At 66.6% G+C, this 21,249-nt stretch carries 16 protein-coding genes; 6 read left to right on the top strand and 10 right to left on the bottom strand.

The genetic code is table 11. From position 1 onward, the window contains the following. Positions 1–11: 11 nt before the first annotated feature. Positions 12–473 (bottom strand): DUF4383 domain-containing protein, encoded by a 462-nt coding sequence (locus tag AC5RWD_RS16440; protein WP_494021032.1) that lies wholly within the window; start codon positions 471–473, stop codon positions 12–14. A 175-nt stretch (positions 474–648) separates the two neighbouring features. Here AC5RWD_RS16440 and AC5RWD_RS16435 point away from each other — a divergent pair, with 175 nt between their 5' ends. Next, positions 649–1,968 carry a cell division protein PerM gene (locus tag AC5RWD_RS16435; RefSeq protein WP_494021031.1) on the top strand — a complete coding sequence of 440 codons (1,320 nt, stop codon included), beginning with the start codon at positions 649–651 and terminating at the stop codon, positions 1,966–1,968. Between the two features lie 23 nt (positions 1,969–1,991). On the opposite strand, the gene AC5RWD_RS16430 is transcribed toward AC5RWD_RS16435, so the two are convergent. Continuing rightward, positions 1,992–2,435 carry a hypothetical protein gene (locus tag AC5RWD_RS16430; protein WP_494021030.1) on the bottom strand — a complete coding sequence of 148 codons (444 nt, stop codon included), beginning with the start codon at positions 2,433–2,435 and terminating at the stop codon, positions 1,992–1,994. 39 nt (positions 2,436–2,474) lie between these two features. Here AC5RWD_RS16430 and purN point away from each other — a divergent pair, with 39 nt between their 5' ends. Together purN and AC5RWD_RS16420 are read left to right on the top strand one after the other, a co-directional pair. Beyond that, positions 2,475–3,050, top strand: coding sequence for a phosphoribosylglycinamide formyltransferase (gene purN / locus AC5RWD_RS16425; RefSeq protein ID WP_494021029.1), 576 nt, complete (start codon positions 2,475–2,477; stop codon positions 3,048–3,050). A gap of 256 nt (positions 3,051–3,306) precedes the next feature. Further along, on the top strand, positions 3,307–4,287 hold the full coding sequence (locus tag AC5RWD_RS16420; RefSeq protein ID WP_494021028.1) for a hypothetical protein: 981 nt from the start codon (positions 3,307–3,309) through the stop codon (positions 4,285–4,287). Between the two features lie 146 nt (positions 4,288–4,433). Here the strand turns inward: AC5RWD_RS16420 and AC5RWD_RS16415 are convergent, their stop codons facing one another. Next, positions 4,434–5,786 carry an MFS transporter gene (locus tag AC5RWD_RS16415; protein ID WP_494021027.1) on the bottom strand — a complete coding sequence of 451 codons (1,353 nt, stop codon included), beginning with the start codon at positions 5,784–5,786 and terminating at the stop codon, positions 4,434–4,436. A gap of 192 nt (positions 5,787–5,978) precedes the next feature. Between AC5RWD_RS16415 and purH the strand changes: the two genes are divergently transcribed. Continuing rightward, complete coding sequence (purH, locus tag AC5RWD_RS16410; protein WP_494021026.1) at positions 5,979–7,649, top strand: bifunctional phosphoribosylaminoimidazolecarboxamide formyltransferase/IMP cyclohydrolase; 1,671 nt, start codon at positions 5,979–5,981, stop codon at positions 7,647–7,649. 285 nt (positions 7,650–7,934) lie between these two features. On the opposite strand, the gene AC5RWD_RS16405 is transcribed toward purH, so the two are convergent. Further along, positions 7,935–8,939, bottom strand: a complete 1,005-nt coding sequence (locus tag AC5RWD_RS16405; protein ID WP_494021025.1) for a trypsin-like serine peptidase — start codon at positions 8,937–8,939, stop codon at positions 7,935–7,937. Between the two features lie 376 nt (positions 8,940–9,315). Between AC5RWD_RS16405 and AC5RWD_RS16400 the strand changes: the two genes are divergently transcribed. Next, positions 9,316–11,535, top strand: coding sequence for an NADP-dependent isocitrate dehydrogenase (locus AC5RWD_RS16400; RefSeq protein WP_494021024.1), 2,220 nt, complete (start codon positions 9,316–9,318; stop codon positions 11,533–11,535). Between the two features lie 107 nt (positions 11,536–11,642). Here the strand turns inward: AC5RWD_RS16400 and AC5RWD_RS16395 are convergent, their stop codons facing one another. Then, positions 11,643–12,485, bottom strand: a complete 843-nt coding sequence (locus tag AC5RWD_RS16395) for an SRPBCC family protein (protein ID WP_494021023.1) — start codon at positions 12,483–12,485, stop codon at positions 11,643–11,645. 271 nt (positions 12,486–12,756) lie between these two features. Here AC5RWD_RS16395 and AC5RWD_RS16390 point away from each other — a divergent pair, with 271 nt between their 5' ends. Next, complete coding sequence (locus tag AC5RWD_RS16390) at positions 12,757–14,973, top strand: catalase (protein WP_494021022.1); 2,217 nt, start codon at positions 12,757–12,759, stop codon at positions 14,971–14,973. Between the two features lie 68 nt (positions 14,974–15,041). Here the strand turns inward: AC5RWD_RS16390 and AC5RWD_RS16385 are convergent, their stop codons facing one another. From AC5RWD_RS16385 to AC5RWD_RS16365, 5 genes are all read right to left on the bottom strand, one after another. Then, entirely contained in the window at positions 15,042–15,608 is a 567-nt protein-coding gene (locus AC5RWD_RS16385) for a mucin-associated surface protein (protein ID WP_494021021.1), read from the bottom strand. Next, complete coding sequence (locus AC5RWD_RS16380) at positions 15,605–16,759, bottom strand: serine/threonine-protein kinase (RefSeq protein ID WP_494021046.1); 1,155 nt, start codon at positions 16,757–16,759, stop codon at positions 15,605–15,607. Before AC5RWD_RS16380 ends, AC5RWD_RS16385 begins: the two co-directional genes overlap by 4 nt. A gap of 335 nt (positions 16,760–17,094) precedes the next feature. Further along, on the bottom strand, positions 17,095–18,753 hold the full coding sequence (locus tag AC5RWD_RS16375) for a beta strand repeat-containing protein (protein ID WP_494021020.1): 1,659 nt from the start codon (positions 18,751–18,753) through the stop codon (positions 17,095–17,097). Between the two features lie 87 nt (positions 18,754–18,840). Next, entirely contained in the window at positions 18,841–20,037 is a 1,197-nt protein-coding gene (locus AC5RWD_RS16370) for a hypothetical protein (protein WP_494021019.1), read from the bottom strand. 123 nt (positions 20,038–20,160) lie between these two features. Beyond that, positions 20,161–21,231 (bottom strand): Gfo/Idh/MocA family protein, encoded by a 1,071-nt coding sequence (locus AC5RWD_RS16365; protein WP_494021018.1) that lies wholly within the window; start codon positions 21,229–21,231, stop codon positions 20,161–20,163. Positions 21,232–21,249 lie beyond the last annotated feature (18 nt).

The raw sequence follows: 21,249 nt of genomic DNA, 5'->3' as shown, positions 1-21,249 counted from the left end.
GCGTTCCGGGCTTATTTCCTGTCCTCGACCGAATGCCGTGAAAACATCCAGCCAGCGGCAATCATCAGCACGCCAAGCACCATGTGCGTCCAGTTGTCCAGCATGTTCAGCGACAGGAAGTTGGCCGCCGAATCCACTCCGACACTGAGCCCGTAGAGGCTAAGGACGAGGTACAGCGCACCGGCTCCCATGAGGAACCGCCGTGCACCCATTTCGCTCCTGGACATGGCCCAGCCGGTTGCGCCAATGACCAGCTGCACAATGTTGAGCAACATGGATACCTGGAACAGGCCGAGAAACATGGCGTGCGAATCAGGCCCAAAGAACATCAGTTCGCCATACCGTGCGGTGATGCCTGGGATAAACCCCAGCACACCGACCACCATCAAGACAATACCTACACCCATGCCAGCGTTCTGGACGTCAGTCCTGCCAAAGTGAACGCCGTGTGCATGTGGGGATGCGGTAGTCATTTTCTGCCTCCAACCACTGAATGCGGACAAGCTAATTTTACGACGCGACTCCCGAAAAAGCGCCCGCGGTAGAGCCGGCCGGGCGCCTGCACCGGCGTATTGCCGTCCAACTTCTCGGGCCGTTGAGCCTGTCGAAAACGGGCGGGCCGGGCCCCGCGTGGCACGATGGGAGGCGATGAAACTGCGTGCTGACCAGACCGGCGACCGTGGCCTACCCATGCCCCTGTGGCTGCAGGGCGGGCTCGAGTCCGCGCAGGCGGCCTTCATTTCCGCGCTGGTGGTCATCGCCCCCATCGTTGCGGTGTGGGCGACCTCGGGTTTCGGGAGCGCCGGCTTCGATGTCCTGGCGCGGCTGGCCGGCCAGGCGTGGCTGGTCATCCATGGGGTACCCCTGTACCTCACCACCGTAGGGGAGGGCGCTGCCGCAAGGCCGGAGACCGGCACGCTGTCGCTGCTTCCGCTGGGCCTGACCCTCATCCCGTTCCTGCTGGCCTGGCGGGCGGGCAGGCGCCTGGCCCGGGCGTCGTACACCGACCAGTTGTGGCAGGCGCTGCTGGGGTCGTGGCTGGTCTATGCGGGGTTTGGCATTGCCACTGGGTTCATTTGCCGGACCGAGGATGTTGAGGTTTTCCTGTGGTGGGCCGGACTCCTGCCACTGGTTCCCTTCGGCCTCGGGATGGTCATCGGCGCCCGGCGTGAGGCCGGTTCATGGAGCCGGCTGATCGGCGTCGACGCCGTGGACTGGATCGCCCGCACCAGCCAGCATTCGCGGTGGGCGGGGTCGTATCTGGCCTCGGCAGCCAAGGCGGGCTTCGTGGCCGTCATGGCGGCGCTCGCCATTTCAACGGCGCTGCTGGCCGTGGACCTGTTTATCCACTGGAACCTTGTGGTGGCGGTTTATGAAGGGCTCGACGCCGGCCCTGTCGGAGGCGCGGCGCTCACCATTGCGCAGCTCGGCTTCCTGCCCAACCTCGCCGTCTTCGCGCTCGCGTGGCTGACCGGCTCCGGATTCGCGCTCGGCGCAGGCTCCCAGGTGGGCCCGCTGGGAACCGCCGTGGGACCGCTTCCCACCATCCCGGTTTTTGCTGCGATCCCGTCCGGTCCGCTCGATTACGGACCGGTGGCGCTGGTGGTTCCCGTGCTCGCCGGAGTCCTGGCCGGCTGGTGGTTCCTGCGCGAAGGCGAAAACCACTTCGACGAATGGCTGTCCATCAAACTCCGCGTCCGCTGGCTGACCGCCGCCGCGTCCACGCTGTTCCTGGCGCTGATCGTCGGGACTGCAGCGGGCGTGCTCACCGCAGCCCTCGCGTGGCTGGCGCGCGGCTCGGCCGGCATCGGCCGCCTCTCGGACATTGGCCCGGACCCGTTGTGGACGGCAGTCTGGCTGGCAGCGGAAGTAGGCATCGGCGTCGTAATTGGGTATGCCGCGGGACCGTGGCTGGAACGCCGGCAGCTGCGGGACGCCGAGCTGGGGACTGCCCCGAGCAGCAAATAGCTTTGGTGGGCGCGGGGCCGGCCCTACCGGACGGGTTGCCTGAGCGGTCCGGGCAGCGAGTTCTCCAGCTGGACCCGGCACTCCGTGCTTGCCTTGCTGGTCAGCGCCTGGCGGGAACATTGCTGGAAGTCGCGCACCTGGTTGAAGAACAGCGCCGAAGTCAGGACCAGAAGCACCATGACGGCGGAAACCACCAGGCCGGAGATGGTGCCGAACAGCACCAGTTTGGATTCCTTGAACCGGACGGCCCGGATGAGCACCATGATCCCCAGCGCGATGCCCGCGGCCGTCAGAATGGCCGTTAGCCAAAGGTAGGCGATGTCCAGCTGGAACACGAAGAAGGCGCCCAGCACGGCCACAATGAACATGCGGAACAGCGTGTGCGTCTTCTGGAGCGAGGCTTTGGCTTCCTCGCTGAGCGGACGCGCGGTCCGCTGCGACCCTTGGGGGCCCGGAGTGGGGTTCATGTTTTCCAGCCTACGCGAGCAGCCGCCTAAGCTTGAGCAATGCGCATAGTAGTCCTCGTCTCCGGAACCGGTTCCAACCTCCAGGCCGTCATCGACGCCGTCCAAGCCGGCGACCTGGACGTGGAAATCGCCGCGGTAGGTGCGGACCGCCCTGGGACATTCGGCGTGGAGCGCTCTGCAGCCGCCGGGATCGAGACGTTTGTGGTGGACTTCAAGGCCTACCCGGACCGCGCGGAATGGAACGCCGCGCTGACTGCGGCCGTTGCCGCGTACCAGCCTGATGTGGTGGTGTCCTCAGGCTTCATGCGGATCGTGAGCCCCGAGTTCATCGACGCCTTCGACGGCAAATACCTCAACACCCACCCCGCCCTGCTGCCGTCCTTCCCCGGCGCGCACGGCGTCCGCGATGCCATGGCCTACGGCGTCAAGGTCACCGGCTGCACCGTGCACTGGGCCGACGCCGGTGTGGACACCGGGCCCATCATCGCGCAGGAGGCCGTGGCCATCGAGGAGGGCGACACCGAGAAATCCCTGCACGAACGGATCAAGGTTGTGGAGCGCCGCCTGCTGGTCTCCACCCTGGCGTCCCTCGCGGCCGCGCACTCTATGGCCTAATTGACCGTCGGCTCCCAGTTTGGGGGCCCATGGGGACCGGCCCACTACTTGTTTAGGCCTGGCTGGCGGGACCATGCGTCATGCCGCACCGGCAGGTGCGGCATGCATGCCCAAGGCGCGTAATCGGGGCCGACGGCCCGGGTAGTGCCCCCGAAAAGACGGGTACCTCAACGCCGGAATTACGCTGGCTGGCTGCGGAGGCGGCTCGTACGCTGACTGCGTCTCATCCAGCACGCGGCTTGCCAGGAGGTCTCTTATGTCGCACTTCAGCATTACCAAATCGAGTCCAAAAGTTTTGTGCCTTACAGCAGCACTAGTTCTCGGCACCGGTGCCGTCACAGCTGTGTACGCCTCGGCGACGACGTCCGCCGCAGGCGAGATCAGTGGCTGCTTCAATAACAACAACGGCGGCCAGTTGCGGATTCTGTCCGCCGGCTCCACCTGCGACACCAAGAAGGAAACTCCCATCTCCTGGAACAGCCAGGGGATCCAAGGCATCCCGGGCATCCAAGGCGCCACCGGCGCCCAGGGAACCCAGGGCGAGCCCGGGGCCACCGGCGCCCAGGGGGAAAAGGGTGACACCGGCCCCCAGGGCGAGACCGGCGAGAAGGGCGAGACCGGTGCGACCGGGGCCCAGGGCGAGAAGGGTGAGACCGGTGCGACCGGGGCCCAGGGCGAGAAGGGTGAGACCGGGGCGACCGGTGCCCAAGGGGAAAAGGGTGAGACCGGAGCGACCGGTGCCCAGGGTGAGAAGGGTGAGACCGGGGCGACCGGTGCCCAGGGTGAGAAGGGCGAGACCGGGGCGACCGGTGCCCAGGGTGAGAAGGGCGAGACCGGGGCGACCGGTGCCACCGGTGCGACCGGCGCCCAAGGCGAGAAGGGCGAGACCGGGGCGACCGGTGCGACCGGCGCCCCAGGCGAGAAGGGCGAGACCGGTGCCACCGGCGCGGTCGGTCCTGCGGGCCCTACCGGTGCAACGGGTGCGACCGGTGCCACAGGAGCCGCTGCTTCAACGAGCGTGACTGTGCAGTCGCTCACCGCGTCGACGTTGACCGTGACGGTCCTGTGCGACCCCGGTCAAGTGGCCATGGGCGGCGGCTTCAGCGGCCTTGCTACGACTTCCGGCAATCAGGTGACGGCCAGCCAGCCAACCACGGCTGCCGGGGGGCAGAAGGGCTGGTCCGTTACCCAGACCAGGACTACGCCGATCACCGTCTACGCGACCTGCATCCAGTAGCGGCGGCTGGCGCACCAGCCCGAAAGGGCCGGGGTGGCGGGATTCCGCTGCTCCGGCCGCCGCGCACCCCCATCCAAGAAGCAGAAGAGGGCGTTCCCAGCCTTGGGAACGCCCTCTTCTGCTACCGGATTGGAGGGAACCGGCAGCTATTCGAGACGGCGCTGGCGGGTTTCGGGGGAGAAGAACGCCATCCACAGTACGGCCAGGACTACCAGGGCGCCGGCGAGGGCAAAGGAGGTGGCGAGCCCCAGCTGCGGCCAGAAGTAGTTCGCGAAGATGAGCGGGCCGAAGCCTGCCCCCAGCCGCGAGAACGTCGAGGCCCAGCCGAAGCCGCTGCCGCGCAGCTCCGTGGGGTACAGCTCGGAAACGTACGCGTACAGCACCGGGATGGCCACCTGCACCACGAAACCGAACACCAGCAACCAGAACACTGCGGCCGTGGGCACATCCACCACGAACGCCACCACCACCAGGATCAGCGCGGACAGCGGTCCCGTCACGGCCAGTAGCCACTTGCGGCCCACGCGTTCCACCAGCAGCGCTGCCGCGATCACGCCCAGAAGCCCGACGGCGGCCATCCCCGCCGTCGTCAGGAACGCCTTGTATTCGGCGAACCCGGCGCCGATCAGGATCCGCGGCATCCAGGTCAGGGACAGGTAGTAGACCAGCAGGATACTCATGAACAGGGCCCAGGCTGCGGCCGTGATCTTCCAGTTGAACTGCCAGACCCCACGCAGCTGCTGCCACGCGCTGCCGGCGGAAAGCCGGGGCACGGCCTGCGGCTCGGGCAGGCTGTAGGCCCGGGGTTCGGCACCGGTGGCCTCGACCAGGCCGTCAATCACCCGCGCCGCTTCGTCGCGGCGGCCCTTGCGGATCAGGAACAGCGGCGACTCGGGAACGCTGCGCCGGACCCAGAACACCAGCAGCGCAGGCAGCACCATGACGAGCATCGTCAGGCGCCAGTCGGCAAACGCGGCCACGAGCCAGGCGGACACGAACCCGCAGAGTGCTGCCCCCACAGGCCACCAGCCGTCCATAGCGGTGAGGACCCTGCCGCGCTGCCGGCGCGGTGTGAATTCACCCACCAGGGCGTAGTCCACGGGAATGCACCCGCCCAGGCCGAACCCGGCCATGAAGCGGAACAGGCAGAACCAGAGGAAGTCGGGGGAGAAGGCGCCGAGGACGGTGAACAGCGAGAAAATCAGCAGCGTGGCCGTGAAAGCCTTCTTGCGCCCGATGGTGTCGGCGATGGTGCCCCAGATGAAGGCGCCCAGTGCCATGCCGATCAGGTTGGCGGTGCCGATCCAACCAGCCTCACCCGGCGTGAGGCTCCAGTGGGTGGAGAGCAACGGAATGAGGATGCCGTTGAGGGTGACGTCCCAAGCGTCGAACATGAAGCCCAGGCCGCCGATCACGAAGATACGGCCCTGCACTTTCCAGCGCCATGGCAGTTCCTGGACTACCTGCTCGCCGCTGGGCACAGCGGTGTAAATGTTCATTTCGGCCTCCTGCTTAAACCTTACGTTGCGGAGGACCCCGCAGCGCCGGGCCCCAGCCCGGGGGAGCGCCGGGCCTTCACGCCCCGCCTTCACACTGGCGCCGCCAGCGGGAGGGGACCCGCCGACACGATAAACTGGCCGTATCCCCACCAACCGCGGCACATCAACCGCGAGATAAAGACGGAGACTTTTGTGAGCTTGACGCAGCTTGACCGTGTTCCCATCCGCCGGGCCCTGATCTCGGTATACGACAAGACCGGTCTGGAGGAGCTCGCCAAGGGCCTGCACGCAGCAGGCGTCAAAATCGTTTCCACCGGCTCGACCGCCAAGAAGATCGCCGCGGCCGGCATTCCTGTCCAGGAAGTCGAAGAGGTCACCGGTTCGCCCGAGATGCTCGACGGCCGGGTCAAGACCCTGCACCCGCGCGTCCACGGCGGCATCCTCGCGGACCGCCGGGTCCCCGCCCACATGGAGACCCTCGCCAAGATGGAGATCGAAGCCTTCGACCTCGTCGTGGTGAACCTCTACCCGTTCGTGGAGACGGTCAAGTCCGGTGCCGCGCAGGACGACGTCGTGGAGCAGATCGACATCGGGGGCCCCGCCATGGTGCGCTCCGCAGCGAAGAACCACGCCGCCGTCACCATTGTGGTGGACCCGGCGTTCTACGGCGACGTGGTCCGCGCCGCCGCCGAGGGCGGCTTCGACCTTAAGACCCGCCGCCGGCTCGCCGCGAAGGCGTTCGCGCACACCGCCACCTACGACACCGCCGTAGCCACGTGGACCGCCAGCCAGTTCCTCGACGAGGACGGCGACGGCGTCATCGACTGGCCCGCCTACGCCGGCCTCGCCCTGGAACGCTCCGAGGTGCTGCGCTACGGCGAGAACCCGCACCAGCAGGCCGCACTGTACGTCGACAAGGCAGCCCCGGCGGGCATCGCCCAGGCCGACCAAATCCACGGCAAGGCCATGAGCTACAACAACTTCGTGGACGCCGACGCAGCACTCCGCGCTGCCTACGACTTCGCCGAGCCCGCCGTGGCCATCATCAAGCACGCCAACCCCTGCGGTGTGGCGGTGGCGTCCCCCGACGCTGCGGACCCGATCGCCGATGCCCACGCCAAGGCACACGCCTGCGACCCCGTCTCCGCCTTCGGCGGCGTCATCGCGGCCAACCGCACGGTCACCGCCGGCATGGCCCAGACCGTGGCCGGCATCTTCACCGAAGTGGTCATCGCCCCGGGTTTCGAGCCTGAAGCCGTGGAGATCCTCTCCAAGAAGAAGAACATCCGCCTGCTGGCACTGCCGGAAGGGTACGGCCGCTACCCGGCCGAAATCCGCCAGGTCTCAGGCGGCGTGCTGGTGCAGGTCACCGACAAGGTGGACGCCGACGGCGACAACCCCGCCAACTGGACCCTTGCCGCCGGCGAGGCCGCTGACGACGCCACGCTGGCTGACCTCGCTTTCGCCTGGACCGCCTGCCGCGCGGCCAAGTCCAACGCCATCCTGCTCGCCTCCAACGGCGCCGCAGTGGGTATTGGCATGGGCCAGGTCAACCGCCTGGACTCCTGCAAGCTCGCCGTCGAGCGGGCCAACACCCTGGGTGTCCAGGTTGAGTCCGACGTCGACGGCGCCGGCGGAGCTTCCAACGCAGCCGCAGCCGGCGCTCCCGCCCGTGCCCGCGGCGCTGTGGCTGCCTCCGACGCGTTCTTCCCGTTCGCCGACGGCCTGCAGATCCTGATCGACGCCGGCGTCCGCGCCGTGGTGCAGCCCGGCGGTTCGGTCCGTGACGAGGAAGTTGTCGCCGCGGCCAACGCTGCGGGCATCACCATGTACTTCACCGGCGCCCGCCACTTCTTCCACTAATCCCCACCGCCTCCCTAACCTCGCTGCGCTTCGGCCAGGGAACCCGGGCGGCGTGGGCCCAGCAAAGCCCGACGGCGGCTGTCCCCCTTAATGGGACGGCCGCCGTCGGGCTTTAGCCTGGGTTATTTTCCTTTGGCCCGGGGTTCCCTATCCTCCGGATCCGGCAAGCGGATGTCCCGGGGGACCGCTTGGGCCATCCGTTCCGGGGTCCAGTAGGCCAGGATCTCCTCGGGCGTCTGGGTGACCTCCGAGCGGCTAACAGCATTTTTCGGGGCAGGCCCCTCATCAATTGGCGGATGATGCTGTGTCATAAGTGTTCTCAATAACGGAGCCCCAGTATGGTCCGAACATCTTGACGGAGCGGGTGCCGTAGCCGTAACTATTGACCGAGTTCTGGTAGCCCAACTCGGTCGTATCGCCATCCCCCGGGATGAACCAGGGACCGCCCGAAGACCCCCCGGTCATGTCGCAGGAAATTCCTTGGGAATTGAACTGTGGATTGATGGCATCGTTAGAGGCCTTGCCGCTGCAACTGACGAGGGTCTGGCCCGTGAACGGCGCGGCGGCCGGGTATCCGAAGGACTTGTAGCTCAGGCCTCGCTCCTCATTGAACAGTACCCCCGAAGCCCCCACGACGTCGGCCAGAACCTCGCCTCCGACGGAAGCAACCACGGCGAAGCCTGTATCGAATTCCAAGTTACCCTCGCTGCTCCACTCCGACGGGGCGTAGAGGGCCTTGGCAGGCCACTTTCCGTAGGGCGCTGATCCGTTGTAATAGCCGGGGACAAAGACGAAGTTCGTTGCAAATGGGCCAGGTCCTTGATTCACGCAGTGGCCAGCAGTGGCCACCGTGCTTGAGTTGTCGGCGACCACCGAGTTGCCGGAGCACACATAATTCACGCCGGCGAGGGTGAAAAAGACCTTGCCAATATGGCTCACTGGGCTTTCATCCTTGTGCAGTGCTGCAATCCGGCGTTGTCCTGTGGTCCCGCTGATCTTCTTGCTGGAACGGTTTTCGGTGGTCTCGGGGCTGCCCTTCCTGCCCTTGCCTTCGTGCCGGGCCACCGCTTGTTCGGCAAGAACGTCGCCGGGGACTGCGGCACGCATGCGTTCCGGGGTCCAATACGAAGCGGCCGTCGAGCTTGATATGGCGGTGCTGGCGACTGGCAGCGCCCTGGGATCTTGAGTCGTGGCAGAAGAGGCTGTTGCGCCGCCGATGGCGCTCACAGCCAGCAGCAGTCCTGTGGAGAGGCTCAGAAGGCTGCCGGCCAGAGTCTTTTTGCTCGTCATTGCGGTCCTACCTATCAGGTGGGGCGGGCCCCGGGAGGCACGCCGGGTGACTGATTGACCTACCCGGGGATGACAAGCTCGGTTAGTGACGGTTCAAGTTTTTGTGTTTGCCAGGTAGGGGTGTGCTGATCTGCCCCTGCCGCAAGGGGTTCCAACTGAGTTCAGCCGCCGAAGCGGTATTCGTTTATGAGAGAAAGATTAGGACTCCTGCGCGCCGGGGACAATGGATAGTGTGGCGGAAGACACGGGAAGCGGGTCACGCAAGGGAATCCGGCCGTCCGGGTAAGGTTCATCCGGTTCACCTCGGGTAAGTTAAAGGTTGGTGAAATAGACCGGAATACCAGATACAAGCCGACCTTCAGGGAGACGCCCGAGCATGGCCAAAATTATCTATACCCACACCGACGAAGCGCCGATGCTGGCCACATATTCGTTCCTGCCGATCATCGAGGCGTTCGCGTCCACGGCAGGTGTGCAGGTGGAGACCCGCGACATTTCGCTGGCCGGCCGCATCATCGCCGTTTTTGGCGACTACCTTACTGAAGAGCAGCGCATCGGTGACGCCCTGGCTGAACTGGGTGAACTGGCGAAGAAGCCGGAAGCCAACATCATCAAGCTGCCCAACATCAGCGCATCCGTTCCGCAGCTGAAGGCCGCTATTGCCGAGCTTCAGTCCCAGGGCTACAAGCTGCCGGACTACCCGGACAACCCCTCGTCCGACGAGGAGACCGCTGTCCGGTCCCGCTACGACAAGATCAAGGGCTCCGCAGTGAACCCGGTCCTGCGTGAAGGCAACTCGGACCGCCGCGCGCCCCTCTCGGTCAAGAACTACGCTCGTCAGAACCCGCACTCCATGGGTGCCTGGACCCCCGAGTCGAAGACCAACGTGGCACACATGGATGCCAATGATTTCCGCTCCAACGAGAAATCCGTGGTGATTCCGGCCGACGGCACCATCGAAATCCAGCTGGTCCGCGAGGACGGCACGGTCAAGGTCCTGAAGAAGGCCTTCCCGGTCCTCGCCGGTGAAGTCATCGACGGCACCGTGATGCGCGCCGCCGCCCTGGACGAGTTCCTGGCAGCTCAGGTGGCCCGCGCCAAGGAAGAGGGCGTGCTCTTCTCCGCACACCTGAAGGCCACCATGATGAAGGTCTCGGACCCCATCATCTTCGGCCACGTGGTCAAGGCCTACTTCGCCGAACTGTTCGACACCTACGGCAAGCAGCTCGCCGCCGCCGGAATCAGCCCCAACAATGGCCTGGCCGCGATCCTGAACGGACTCGAAGAGCTCCCCGAGGACGTCCGGGAAGGTGTCCAGGCAGCCATCAAGAAGGGCCTGGACGAAGGCCCCGCGCTGGCCATGGTCGACTCCGACAAGGGCATCACCAGCCTCCACGTCCCGAGCGACATCATCGTGGACGCCTCCATGCCGGCCATGATCCGCAGCTCCGGCCACATGTGGGGCCCGGACGGCAAAGAAGCCGACACCCTGGCAGTCCTCCCGGACAGCTCCTACGCCGGCATCTACCAGGTTGTCATCGACGACTGCCGCGCCAACGGCGCCTTCGACCCCACCACCATGGGCACCGTCCCCAACGTTGGCCTCATGGCCCAGGCCGCCGAGGAATACGGTAGCCACGACAAGACCTTCGAAGCCCAGGTTCCGGGCAAGATCCAGGTGGTCGACGGCTCGGGCAACGTCCTGATCGAACATGAAGTTGCCCCGGGTGACATCTGGCGCGCCTGCCAGACCAAGGACCTGCCCATCCGCGACTGGGTAAAGCTGGCCGTGAACCGCGCCCGCGCCTCCCAGACCCCCGCCGTGTTCTGGCTCGACGAGACCCGCGCACACGACGCCAAGCTCATCGAGAAGGTCCGCGAATACCTGCAGGAGCACGACACCGAGGGTCTGCAGATCGAGATCCTGTCCCCGGTCGAGGCCACCGCCTTCACCCTGGAGCGCATCCGCAAGGGCGAGGACACCATCTCCGTCACCGGCAACGTGCTCCGCGACTACCTGACGGACCTGTTCCCGATCCTGGAACTGGGCACCAGCGCCAAGATGCTGTCCATCGTTCCGCTGATCAACGGCGGCGGCCTCTTCGAGACCGGAGCCGGCGGCTCCGCCCCGAAGCACGTCCAGCAGCTGCTGAAGGAAAACCACCTGCGCTGGGACAGCCTGGGCGAATTCCTTGCACTGGCCGTCAGCTTCGAGCACCTGGCCAACACCACGGACAACGCCCGCGCCCAGGTCCTCGCCGACACCCTGGACCGTGCCACCGGCACGTTCCTGCTGGAGAACAAGTCCCCGAGCCGCAAGGCCGGGGAGATCGACAACCGCGGCAGCCACTACTACCTGGCCCAGTACTGGGCACAGGAACTCGCCAAGCAGACCGAGGATGCAGAACTGGCAGCCTCGTTCGCGGCGGTTGCCGACGCGCTGACCTCCAACGAGGAAGCCATCGTCTCCGAACTGCTGGGCGCCCAGGGCCAGCCGGTGGACATCGGCGGCTACTACCGCCCGGACGCCGAGAAGGCTGCAGCCGTCATGCGGCCGTCCGCCACGCTCAACAAGATCGTCGCCAGCCTGAGCTAGGTCTCCGGCCCGCGGCTTTACAGAGCCGGACAAGGAAGCGCCCCGCCACTCGCTTGAGTGGCGGGGCGCTTCCTTGCTTGCCGGGATTCCCGGGCCTGGACTTTGACCTACCGGTCGGGGATGTCGTCGCGGCGGGTGTCCGTGTGCCGCGTTTCGGTCCGCGGCTCACCTGTGTCGTCGTCTCCGTACGGGGCGTCGACGGCCATATCCGGGTCCGTGCTCACGGGCCGCTCGGTTGCCGAAGCGTCGTACGCGTCCCCGGATTCGTACGTGCGGCCCGGGACAGCGTCCATGCCGGCCCCCTCGGAATAGCCGGTGCTTGCGCCCGGGTCGCCGTTGCCTCCTGCTGCTGTTGACCCCATGCCGACGCCGGCCGCTCCCGCTCCGACGCCGCCAGCCGCTCCCGCTCCGACGCCGCCGGCCGCTCCCGCTCCGACGCCGCCAGCCGCTCCCGCTCCGACGCCGGCCGACGTCGTACCGGCGTCACCTTCCACCTCGCCACCGCTCACGCTTTCACGCCAGGCGCCGGTTTCCGTGTCGCGTTCCTCGATGAATTTCTTGAACTTCCTCAGATCTGAAGCGACCTGCCGGGAATCAAGTCCGGTGGCTGCACCAAGCTTCTCCACTGCCGACTCAGGCTCCCAGGTCAGCTCGACATTCACCTTGGTTTCGTTAGCGCCCAGGGACTCAAACCAGACGGTTCCGGAGTTGCGCGGCTCGTTCAGGCTTTCCCACGTGACGCGCTGGTCCGGTTCCTGGACGGTGATTTGGGCGTCGTACTCGCGCTTCACACCCGCAATGCTGGTTTCGAAATGAACGGTGGTGTCATCGAGCTGGCGGACGGCGTCGACGCCGCTCATGAAATTGGGGAAATCCTCAAACTGGGTCCATTGGTTGTAGGCCTGGCGTACGGGAACATCGACAGTGATCGATTCCTGGACAGTTGCCATGCTTGGTTCACTCCTTCAGCGTACGGGCGGGTGGGCCCGTGGTTCTGATTGCTTTGTCCGGATGGAACACCTCCAACGTAGCGGGAAGCATGCGGCTTTTGAAGAGGAAACTAAGGCTGCTGACCATGAAGCCCGGAATGCTCAAATGACGCCCCGCGGTTGTGACTGGGCGCCGGGTTTCGTAGGCTACTAAGCAGGCTTATCTTTTGGTCCGGCGCGCAGCGCCAGGGCCGAGTCCGGGCAGGCCGCCGCTTCGGAAAGGATCCACTCTGTGCCTGAAGAATCAGCAATCAACATTCCGGGAGCGCCGGCGGGGGAGCAACCCGCCGTCGTCGAACCCACGAACCCGCGGGAACCGTTGCCGCCCAAGCCGGACCAGCAGGGACCGGAAGCAGTGTCCCCGACAGGCACCCCCACGGGCGCCCCGCAACACTCCCGGGCGCAGTCCGGCCAGTACCTGACCACCGCGCAGGGTCTCCGGCTGGCCGACACAGACCACTCGCTGAAGGCGGGGCCACGAGGGCCGATCCTGCTCCAGGACCACCACCTCCGCGAGAAGATCACCCACTTCGACCACGAGAGGATTCCTGAGCGCGTGGTGCACGCCCGGGGTGCCGGCGCCCACGGAGTGTTCCGTTCGTACGGCACGGCCGCCAACATCACCCGCGCAGGCTTCCTCGCCAAGGACGTGGAAACGCCCGTGTTCGTCAGGTTCTCCACGGTCCTTGGCTCGCGCGGCTCCGCCGACACCGTCCGGGACACCCGCGGGTTCTCCACCAAGTTCTACACCGATGAAGGCACCTACGACCTGGTAGGCAACAACATCCCGGTGTTCTTCATCCAGGACGGAATCAAGTTCCCGGACATCGTGCATGCCGCAAAGCCGCACCCGGACCGCGAGATCCCGCAGGCCCAGAGCGCCCACGACACGTTCTGGGATTTCGTGTCACTGCACACCGAGGCTCAGGCGCACACCATGTGGAACATGTCCGACCGGGGCATCCCGCGGTCATACCGCACCATGGAAGGCTTCGGCGTCCACACCTTCCGGCTGGTTGACGCCGAGGGCGCCACGACGCTCGTCAAGTTCCACTGGAAGCCGAAGCAGGGCGTGCATTCCCTGGTCTGGGAGGAAGCCCAAATCATCAACGGCATGGATCCGGATTTCCACCGCCGGGACCTGGCCGACGCGATCGAGGCCGGCGCCTACCCGGAATGGGAGCTGGGCATCCAGACCTTCCCGGACACCGAGGACCAGATGTTCGAGGGGATCGACCTGCTGGATCCCACGAAGTTTGTGCCCGAGGAGTTGGCCCCCGTCCAGCCGATCGGACTGATGACGCTCAACGCCAACCCGGTCAACTACTTCGCCGAGACGGAGCAGGTAGCCTTCCACCCCGGGCACCTCGTCCCTGGCATCGACGTCACCAACGATCCCCTGCTGCAGGTCAGGCTGTTCTCCTATCTGGACACCCAGATTTCGCGGCTGGGCGGACCGAACTTCGCCCAAATCCCCATCAACCGGCCTCAGTCCCCGGTGAACGACATGCTGCGCGACGGCATGCACCAGACCGCCGTCCACGCCGGCGTTGCCCCGTACCGGCCAAATTCCCTCGACGGCGGCTGCCCGTTCAAGGCCGGCGCAGACCTGGGGGCGTTCGTCGATGTCCCGGAAGCCGTGGCGGAGGCGATCAAGCAGCGGAAGAATCCCGCCTCCTTCGACGACCACTACAGCCAGCCCCGGCTGTTCTTCCGCAGCCTCACTCCCGTGGAGCAGGACCATGTGATCCAGGCCTACACGTTCGAGCTGGGCAAGTGCTACGAGAAGCCTGTCCGTGAGCGCCAGCTACTGGCACTGGCCAACATCGATGCCTCGCTGTGCGCCGCCGTGGCCCGCGGGCTCGGGATGCCCGCCCCCGAAGCCACCGAGGACGTGCAGGACGCCCAGCCCAGCCCGGCCCTGTCCCAGCTGGGGAAGACCTGGCCGGTGGCGGGCCGCGTCGTCGGCATCGTCGCGGACGAGGCCAGCGACCTCGAGGCCGTCCGGGACGCCCGCAAGGCGCTCAATGACGCAGGCATAGTTCCGCTGGTGATCGCACCCTCCGGCGGGACGCTCGGGGGAGAGGCCGACGGCGGGATCACGGTTCAGCGGACCTACCTCACCGCCCGATCCACCGAGTTCGACGCCGTCATCGTGGCAGGATCCGGGGCGCCAGCGGACGACGCCGAACAGGGGCTGGACGCGAAAGCCGGGGATCCCGGCGCTTCGCTTGACCCGCGCGTGGTGCTGCTGCTGTCAGAAGCCTTTCGCCACGCCAAGGCCATAGGGGCGTGGGGGTCAGGCTCCACCGGTGTGGACGCAGCGAGCATCCCGGACGATGCGGCAGGGGTGGTGCTGGGCGACAGCGCCGGGCAGGTGGTTCCGCAGATCCAGGAGCTGCTGGCCGCCCACCGGGCGTGGGAGCGTTTCCCGGCAGCCGCTTCCTGACGGGCAAATCTTCCTGACAGGCGGAGGAACGTCCAGAGGTTGATGAACAAGGGCTGGCCCCGGCGGGGCTAGTCCTTGTTCTTGCCCGAACCCTTGTCCTTGTTCTCCTCCGAGCTGCCCTTGCCGGAGTTGTCCTGCCTGCCGGTGTCCGCCGGTACCGTCACCGGCGCGGGCGCGCCCGCGGGCGCGGGGGCTGGAGCAACGGCAGCCGGAGCAGTCGTCGGCGAAGGCTTCGGGGCTGCCGTGGCCTTAGTGGCGGCAGCCTTCGCAGCGGCAGCTTTCGCAGCGGCAGCCTGGGCAGCAGCGTCCTTGGCTGCCTGTGCTGCCGTCAGGTCGGCGCGCACGGAGTTGATGGCCGCCGTAATGCTCCGGTGGCGTTTGAAGGAAACCTGCCCGGCAGCCGCCGCTGCATCCAGCTCGGCGGACAGGCTGCCCAGCGACTTCAGCGCGGCGGCTGGGTTGCTTCCCGCAGCAGACTTGGTGACCTCAAGAACCCGCGCCTGAAGCTTGGCAGCCGCGTCCGTCTCGAGCTCCGGGGCGGCGCCGGCGCACCCGGCCAGTGCGGCTGCCAACGTGATCCCCGTGAGGACGGTCATCGCACGGCGCCACGCGCCCGGTGCATGGCCTGGGGTCATGGTTCAACACTCCTTTGCAGCTCCACGAGATGGTCACCCAAGGTGCCGCTCACGCTGGGGTAAGGGACGACGTCGGGCGTTTCAGGTGAGTTGGCGGCGACGGTCACCGCGGCGGCTCCGCCCAGAAGGGCTGCCGTCGCGAGGGCGGCGCCAATGCGGAAACGCCGGCGCCTTTTCACGCCGGCAGGCCGGCCGTTCGGGCGTGCTGGTGCCTTATGCTCCGGTCTCGTAGCCCCCGGTGTTTTGGCTGTTGTTTTGGCGGTGGACTGGGTGTCGGAACGCCCGGCTGTCCCAGGCGGACCCGACGCGGCAATCGAGGGCGGCCGGGACGGAAGGGTAGGGAGTACGCGGGTGTGATGCTCGGTCAGGTCTGCGGGGGCGGACTCCGGTGAAACGAGGGCATGCCGGAGAGCCACCTCCAGGTCCGCCGCGGCGGGCCGCTCCAGCGGCTCGAGGGCGGTCATGGACGCCAGCAGGTGCTGCCATTCCGTGGGCAGGTCGCTAGGGATTTCGGGGGCACGGTGCAGCCGCGCCACCGCGGACTCCACCGCGCTGCCCGGGTACTCAACAGTGCCCTTGATGCACTCCAACAGCACGAGGCCCAGCGAATAGATGTCCGACGCAGGTGAAAGCGGCGAGCCCAGAGCCTGCTCGGGGCTCAGGTACGCTGCCGTGCCCACCATGGCGCCGGTGGCCGTGAGGCGGGTGCTGTCCGCGATCCGGGCAATGCCGAAATCAGTCAGTTTGGGCCGCACCGGCTCTCCGGGGCGAACCTGGATGAGGAGAATGTTGGCGGGTTTGATGTCGCGGTGGATGATGCCCAGGCCGTGAACGTAGGTGAGGGCATCGGCCACTCCGGCGCCGATGACGGACAGTTCGTCGAGCGGAACGCGGCTGTGCCGGATGCGGCTGCGCAGGTCCTGGCCCTCCACGAGTTCCATGGTCAGAAAGGGCCGGGGCTGGTCCGGCACGCGGGTATCCACGCCAGCGTCGAAAAGGGTAACAAGGCTGGGATGGTTCAGGGTTGCCAAGAGCCGGATCTCGGCTTCCTGCCTCTTGAGTTCATCCGCATCTGCCGCCTGGGGGGCAAAGAGCTTCAGGGCCACGTCCCGGCCCAGGTTCTGGTCCCTGGCCGCATAGACCGACGACATGCCGCCGCGGCCGATCACCTCACCCAGCCGGTAGCGCCCGCCCAGTACATCCGTAGTCACCCCACCGGGCGAGTTATCTAACACGTTGCCGTCCTTATCAGCTCGGGCTCGGTGTTAAGGATAGTACGTTTACTTATTAATTCAGGCCGCCAGCTGTCTGATTGGCTGGTTTGTTGCTTGCTTGCTTGCTGGTTGGCTGACGGAGCGGCAGTCCGAAGGCGTCCGGGCGGGGGCACGGCTTCGCCGGCGGCCCGGCATCCGGAAGTCCAGAGGACTGCCGCGATGCGGACCGCCGACGAAAGGCGGCTATTCCTGTCCGGACAGGAAGCGGGCCGTTAGGCCTTCTTCCTGCGGATCACCAGCAGCCCTCCAATGGCGAGCAGGACCAAGGCGAGTGGCAGCAGTCCCGCGTCGGCTCCGGTGTTGGCGAGCGTCTGCTGTGCGGCGGCCAAGTTTCCGGTGGCCACAGTTGCCGTACTCCCCGCCGCGGAGACGCCGCTGGTCACCGAGCCTGCGGGCAGGATGGTGGCGCCGGTCGTGGTGGTCGCGGTGCCAGCACCCGTGGCGGCTTCACCGGCCGTGTTGGTGCCGGATCCGTTGCCGTCGCTTCCGGTGGTCCCGGTGCCAGCTCCGTCAGTCGCAGCTCCGTCAGTCGAAGTTCCGTCAGTGCCCGTGCCGTCGGTTCCAGTCCCGGCTCCATCGGTACCGGTTCCATCTGTTCCGTCGCCGGGATCGGAGCCGTTGCCGGTTCCGTCACCCGGATCAGTAGCTGGCGGCGTCGTGACGGTTCCTGCGCCAAGTCCGATGCCCAGGTCGACACCCAGGTCCACGGACGCATCAGTTCCCGTGCCGAGCCCAAGGTCGACGGCGCCTTCCGCACCGGTTCCCAGGGAACCAGTGTTACCGAGGTTGAGGGCGACGACGGCGGCTACGTCGGCTGCAGGAACGGTGGTGTCGGTTCCGGTCACTCCGGTGTTGCCGAGGTTGACGTCGAGGGCGGCTGCCACGTTGGCGGCGGGAACGCTTGTGTCGGTTCCGGTTACTCCGGTGTTGCCGAGGTTGACGTCCACCACGGCGGCGGCGTCAGCGGGGGGAACCACAGTTCCGGTTCCGGTGCCCGTCCCACCGAGGTTGACATCGAGGGCGGCTGCCACGTTGGCGGCCGGAACGGTGGTGTCGGTTCCGGTTACTTCGGTGTTGCCGAGGTTGACGTCCACGACGGCGGTGGCGTCAGCGGGGGGAACCACAGTTCCGGTTCCGGTGCCCGTCCCACCGAGGTTGACATCGAGGGCGGCTGCCACGCTGGCGGCGGGAACGGTGGTGCCGGTTCCTGTTAGGGCGGTGTTGCCGAGGTTGACGTCCACGGCAGCTGTCACGTCCGCTGCCGGAGTGGTGCTACCCGTTCCCGTCGTATTTCCGAGGTTGACGTCGACCACTGCGGTGGCGTCAGCGGCGGGAGCCACGGTTCCGGTTCCGGCGTTGCCGAGGCTAACGTCCACCACTGCGGTTGCGTCAGCGGCAGGAGCGACAGTTGCGTTTCCGGCGTTGCCCACGTTGACGTCCACCAAGGCGGTCGCGGTCGGTGATGCGGCGGCGGGAGCAGCCGGGGCAGCACCCGCCGTCGTATTTCCGAGGTTGACGTCCACCACTGCAGTGGCGTCAGCGGCGGGAACCACAGTTCCGCTTCCCGTCCCACCGAGGTTGACGTCCACCAGGGCGGTCGCGGCCGGTGCTGCGGCGGCAGCATTGCCGGTCGAGGTGCCGGTGTTGAGATCGAGGTCGGCATTAGCGCTGACCGCGGAAGAATTCGACGGCGCTGGGCCACCCAGCAGACCCAGCGACGTCGAAGCATTGAGGTCCGCCGAAGCGGTTTCGGACGCGATGTTGACCGCGCCCGTGGCAGTAGTATCCGCACTCGCCGCGGTGGCGCCGAGGGCTAGTAGCCCTCCGGCACAGAGGGTGCCTAATAGGCCCCTGCGAACTGTCTGGTGCATTGTGATGTCTCCTGAAAAGTTGTTGTCAGGTGCTCATGGCAGCCTGATTGGCCGTGGGTCTGCCGCATTGCGGCAGAAGGGGCCCAACTAGTCAGGAGAGGAGCCGGGGTCGATGGCCACCGGCGAAGGGACATGCTGAAGGGGTCCGCTGACAGGGACAAAGCCCATGAGCGGCAGGTATTCAAAGGGGCTGTTCAGCCAGGCGGCTGAAGCCGAAGGCCCGCCGGAGGACGTGCCACTACCCGAGCCTGAGGCAGGAGAGGGAAGCAGCGCCTCACGCGTGGGCGTACCGTCGCCACCGGATGGTGAGTCTCCGCTGGCAGGAACCTTCGGGGCAGACGCTGCGGGGTTCGCGGCTTTCGGCGTAACAGCGTGGCTGACATGTGCCGGCGGCCCGGCGGCTGGCTGGACAGGCGGCGCGGACACCATAGAGAGCCCGTCGGCCATGGCAGGCGAGGCCACAGGATTTGCGTCACCTTGTCCCGATTGGGCGAGGACAACTGCAGGTAGCCGCTCTGGATTCGCGACAATGCCCGTCACGACGTCCTTGGTGGGAGCAGTGATCGGGGCGGTCAGAGGAGGTGTCTGCGTGAGCACGCCAGTGACCGGCTCGACGGGAAGAGCCTCGGTCACCGGGCTCACGACGTCGGTTACCGGTTTCACGACCTCGGTAACTGGCTTAACGACCTCGGCGACCGGCGGCACGATAGTTTCGGCCGCGTCCGCCACCGCTCCATCAGCAACGGAAACAACGGGACCGGTAACCCCAGCCAGCGTGTCGTCGGGGACTGCCCCGTCGAGCGGGAGTCCACCGAGAGCGGCATCAACGGGGTTTACAATGTCCGCCACGACCGGGGCAACGACGTCCACAGGTATTGGCGCCGCTGACGTGGAAGGAGCCGGAGCTTCGGGTGGAGGCACAACGGCCGCAGGCGGTGCGGCCGTTGCCGGCGCAACCGTCGCCGGCGGTGGTGCCGGGATGGCTGCCGGATCGACGGCGGGAAGTGACCGGGGTGCCACGTATGGTGAGGTCTGACCACCGGCGGGGGCTTCATTTGCCGTAGACGAGAGCAGCGCGCCAACGCTTGCCGCCACGCTGTCAGCACTGCCTTCGACGGACGAGACGGCCGACGAAATACTGTTGCCAAGAGAGCCGGACTGGTCTGAATTGTCGGCGTCGGCGGCCGGGGCGGATACGGCCAGCCAGGCCACTGCGGCGGCACCGGCTAAGAGAACCGGGCGCAAAGGGCGTAGTGCAGACCGTGACGAAGCCGCAATGGTCATGCTTAACACCCCCCCAGCTCACCGAATGAATCGACGATCGACTACAGCCTAAGCCTGCCCCAAAGTGAGAGTCCAGAGCCGGGAGAATAATTCTTTCGATTCGATGAAGGCCGGAAGAGCCGGTCAGTGGGCGTCGTTGGGATACGCGACACCAAGCTGGGCACGCACGCCGTCGAACAGCCGCATCGTGTTCAGTGAGTCCTCGAGTGGCATGACCGGGCTCTCGGTCAGGCCTTGCTGGACGCACCGGGTCACCTCACGAAGCTCGTACGTATAACCCCGGCCCGTTACCTCGAAGTGTTCCGTGCGCGGGGTCTCCTGCCCGATCCCCACCACCAGCTTCCTGGGGTTGTTGATCGAGCCGAGTGTCTGCAGGAAGCCAAGACTGCCGGCAACCGTTGCGGCGCGGGGGCCGTGGGCCAGGAGGGACGAGGTGAGCTGCGCCTGCGCGCCGTGGTGGTAACCCAGCGTGAGCGCATTCTGGGCGTCCACGCCGTCGTCGTTCAAAGTGCCCATGGCACTGACGGTCTGCGGGAAACCCAGTGTCCCGAGGGCCCACAACAGCGGGTACACGGTGATGTCGAGAAGGGCGCCGCCGCCGTCCTCAACGGCCCAGAGCCTCGCCGTGGGGGAGTACGGTGCCGGGAAGCCAAGGTCTGCCGTCACCCACTGGATGGTCCCGAGCTCGCCGGAATGTGCGATCTCGAAAGCCCTCTGCATGCTGGGCAGGAACCGGCTCCACACGGCTTCCATCAGGAACAGCTTCTTTTCGCGGGCTACCTCGATCAGCTCGGCAGCCTCACGGGCGTTGATGGTGAACGCCTTTTCGCAGAGCACATGCTTTCCTGCCCGAAGCGCAGCCAGCACCACCCGGTGGTGCTGCGCGTGCGGCGTGGCCACGTAGACCACGTCCACCGAATCATCGGCGAGGAGACGCTCATAGCCGTGCTGTCCGCCGTCGTCCCCGTATGCCACGGCAAAGCCGAACTCGCCAGCAAACGCATCCGCGGTGTGCTGGGCGCGGGAGCTGACGGCGTAGAGCTCCGCGTCCTCCAGCAGCACCAGGTCCCGCGACACCAAGGAAGCGATCCGGCCGGTGGCAATGACACCCCACCGCAGTGGTCGGCCCGTAGCGGCAAGGGGATCCTGGTTCGGCTGGCTGAAGAGCCACGGTTGGGCGATCGGTGACGTCATGACGCCATCCTCTCATCC

The sequence above is a fragment of the Arthrobacter sp. CMU6 genome, assembly GCF_059090205.1.
The sequence above is the reverse complement of the archived record's forward strand: the minus strand, read 5'-3'. Positions and strand labels throughout refer to the sequence as shown.

Coding starts and splice junctions, on each gene's coding strand:
- AC5RWD_RS16370 (WP_494021019.1), bottom strand. CDS start 20,037: ATGACCATTGCGGCTTCGTCACGGTCTGCACTACGCCCTTTGCGCCCG.
- AC5RWD_RS16380 (WP_494021046.1), bottom strand. CDS start 16,759: ATGTCGTCGGTCTATGCGGCCAGGGACCAGAACCTGGGCCGGGACGTG.
- AC5RWD_RS16400 (WP_494021024.1), top strand. CDS start 9,316: ATGGCCAAAATTATCTATACCCACACCGACGAAGCGCCGATGCTGGCC.
- AC5RWD_RS16435 (WP_494021031.1), top strand. CDS start 649: ATGAAACTGCGTGCTGACCAGACCGGCGACCGTGGCCTACCCATGCCC.
- purN (WP_494021029.1), top strand. CDS start 2,475: ATGCGCATAGTAGTCCTCGTCTCCGGAACCGGTTCCAACCTCCAGGCC.
- AC5RWD_RS16415 (WP_494021027.1), bottom strand. CDS start 5,786: ATGAACATTTACACCGCTGTGCCCAGCGGCGAGCAGGTAGTCCAGGAA.
- AC5RWD_RS16395 (WP_494021023.1), bottom strand. CDS start 12,485: ATGGCAACTGTCCAGGAATCGATCACTGTCGATGTTCCCGTACGCCAG.
- AC5RWD_RS16420 (WP_494021028.1), top strand. CDS start 3,307: ATGTCGCACTTCAGCATTACCAAATCGAGTCCAAAAGTTTTGTGCCTT.
- AC5RWD_RS16440 (WP_494021032.1), bottom strand. CDS start 473: ATGACTACCGCATCCCCACATGCACACGGCGTTCACTTTGGCAGGACT.
- AC5RWD_RS16405 (WP_494021025.1), bottom strand. CDS start 8,939: ATGACGAGCAAAAAGACTCTGGCCGGCAGCCTTCTGAGCCTCTCCACA.
- AC5RWD_RS16385 (WP_494021021.1), bottom strand. CDS start 15,608: ATGACCCCAGGCCATGCACCGGGCGCGTGGCGCCGTGCGATGACCGTC.
- AC5RWD_RS16430 (WP_494021030.1), bottom strand. CDS start 2,435: ATGAACCCCACTCCGGGCCCCCAAGGGTCGCAGCGGACCGCGCGTCCG.
- AC5RWD_RS16375 (WP_494021020.1), bottom strand. CDS start 18,753: ATGCACCAGACAGTTCGCAGGGGCCTATTAGGCACCCTCTGTGCCGGA.
- AC5RWD_RS16365 (WP_494021018.1), bottom strand. CDS start 21,231: ATGACGTCACCGATCGCCCAACCGTGGCTCTTCAGCCAGCCGAACCAG.